The organism is Paracoccus versutus (genome assembly GCF_000763885.1).
GTDB lineage: Bacteria > Pseudomonadota > Alphaproteobacteria > Rhodobacterales > Rhodobacteraceae > Paracoccus > Paracoccus versutus.
The window spans coordinates 1-2083 of sequence record NZ_JRKO01000147.1; the positions used below are offsets into that span (position 1 = coordinate 1).

At 60.8% G+C, this 2083-nt stretch carries 3 protein-coding genes; 2 read left to right on the top strand and 1 reads right to left on the bottom strand.

What is annotated here, in order from left to right; all coding sequences use genetic code 11:
- Positions 1 to 74 precede the first annotated feature (74 nt).
- Positions 75 to 875: a 5-deoxy-glucuronate isomerase gene (iolB, locus tag IT40_RS26310; protein ID WP_036761453.1), complete on the top strand. Its 801-nt coding sequence runs from the start codon at positions 75 to 77 to the stop codon at positions 873 to 875.
- A 129-nt stretch (positions 876 to 1004) separates the two neighbouring features.
- Positions 1005 to 1379 (top strand): tyrosine phosphatase family protein, encoded by a 375-nt coding sequence (locus IT40_RS29825; protein ID WP_208021363.1) that lies wholly within the window; start codon positions 1005 to 1007, stop codon positions 1377 to 1379.
- A 348-nt stretch (positions 1380 to 1727) separates the two neighbouring features.
- On the opposite strand, the gene IT40_RS26320 is transcribed toward IT40_RS29825, so the two are convergent.
- The coding region (locus tag IT40_RS26320; RefSeq protein ID WP_157034122.1) for an RES domain-containing protein at positions 1728 to 2083 on the bottom strand (356 nt) is incomplete at its 5' end.

Sequence of the window (2083 nt, forward strand, 5' to 3'; positions counted from 1 at the left end):
CCCCCCATCCCTGCGGGATTCCCCCCGGGATATTTGGGCCAAGATGAAAGGCCAATCGGGAAAAGGAGACAGGAATGAGCCGGCTTCTGCGCAGACCCTTCGGCAGTCATGGCGAGGTGCATCGGATCACGCCTGCGGATGCCGGCTGGCGCCATGTGGGGTTTTCGCTGTGGCGCCTGCGGGCGGGCGAAAGCGCCGCCGGGGCGACCGGCACCGACGAGGCGATCCTGGTCATGGTCGAGGGCAAGGCCCGGATCAGCGGCGCCGGCCGGGACTGGGGCGTGATGGGCGAGCGCCTGGACGTCTTCGAGAAGACCCCGCCGCATTGCCTCTATCTGCCCGACGGCAGCGACTGGCGGGCCGAGGCCGAGAGTGATTGCGTGATCGCGGTTTGCTCGGCCCCCGGAAAGGGCGGCCATCCCGCGCGGCGCATCGGCCCGGACGGCATCACCCTGACCCAGCGCGGCGAGGGCAGCAATGCCCGCTTCATCAACAATATCGCCATGGAGGCCGAGGACTGGTGCGATTCGCTGCTGGTCACCGAGGTCTTCACCCCCGCCGGCAACTGGTCGAGCTACCCGAGCCACCGCCATGACGAGGACGATTTCCCGCGCATCACCTATCTGGAGGAGACCTATTATCATCGCCTGAACCCCAGGGATGGCTGGGCGGTGCAGCGGGTCTATACCGATGACGGCAGCCTCGACGAGGTGATGGCGGTGAAAGACGGCGACGTGGTGCTGGTCCCGCGCGGCCATCACCCCTGCGGCGCGCCCCATGGCTTCGAGCTCTATTATCTCAACGTCATGGCCGGGCCGCGAAGGGCGTGGAGGTTCGTGAAGGCGCCGGAGGTCGAACACATGATGCCGAAGTAACCTGTTCCGCGTCCTGCGGCTACTTGGGTCTGCCCCTTGTTTTTAGAAAGAAAATACTCGGATATTCCATGCCGATGCCAGGGACAGTAACACCAGGCTGCTGCCTATGATCGAATGGAGAAGCCCAGGATGCATCTTGATATTTCCATGCTGACGATCTGTGGTATCTCCGAGCTCTCGTCACACGCGGATCGCAAAGCTACGCATGTGCTGTCATTGCTCGATGCCGGAACGCCAGATATCGCAGCTTTCGAAAACTATGCTCCTCATGCAAGAACGACGCTGAGGTTCGACGACATCATCCAACCGATGCCGGATAAAGTCATGCCGACGAGCGAGATTGTTGATGAAATCCTTGCTTTCGGGGCAAGGCTCACGACGGCATCTAATATCGCGCAAAGGCGCGTGCTGATCCACTGCCATCAGGGAATCTCGCGTTCAACCGCCGCAATGCTCACCATTCTCGCTCAGCAGTTTCCCGACGACGATGAGACGATCTACTGACCAGATTACGGGAAATTCGGCCGCGAACCTGGCCGAACTCCGTTATGATCGATTGCGCGGACGATGCGCTCGACAGGAAGGGACGTTTGTGCGCTGCACTGCATAGGCACTACGCGTACCAGCTTGCCCATCAACCCGGTCTCGAAAGGCTGATCGAACAAAACGGGAGGCGAACTGAAATCGATATGGGTAGGCGGGCGCTATGAATCAGCCTCTTGACCTGCGTTCAGATCAGGAAGTCACCGCTGGAATGGCCAGTCCCACATATCCGCGCACAGGTTGCTTAACGGCTAGACGGCACTTGCCTGAAAAGACTGGCTTTCGGAGGCGTCGACTTCTCCGCGCCGTTTAGCCCAGTCTGCATTCATCGTCTACAAGGATGAGCCGGGCAGGCGGCTCACTGCCCCACGTCCAGAGAACGAGGTTCAGGTCCGCATCCGTCGCCCCTTTGGCAAAGCTGCGGACCTGCATGGCGGCATATCCATCCCGGATCAGGCGCTCGGCCAGTAGCTGCGTCGGCGCCTTGCCGTCCTCGCGCATCCGGATACGCCAGTCGTCGGCCGCCAGTTCCTCAGGGTGTTGAATGTCGCTGAGAACTGACCCGGGTATAGCGGAAATTTTCATTGAGAATTGACCCATGTGATTGGCTCGCCCCGACTGCATCAGGCAGGGGGCAAAGGAGTGATCGACATGGCTTTTTTGAG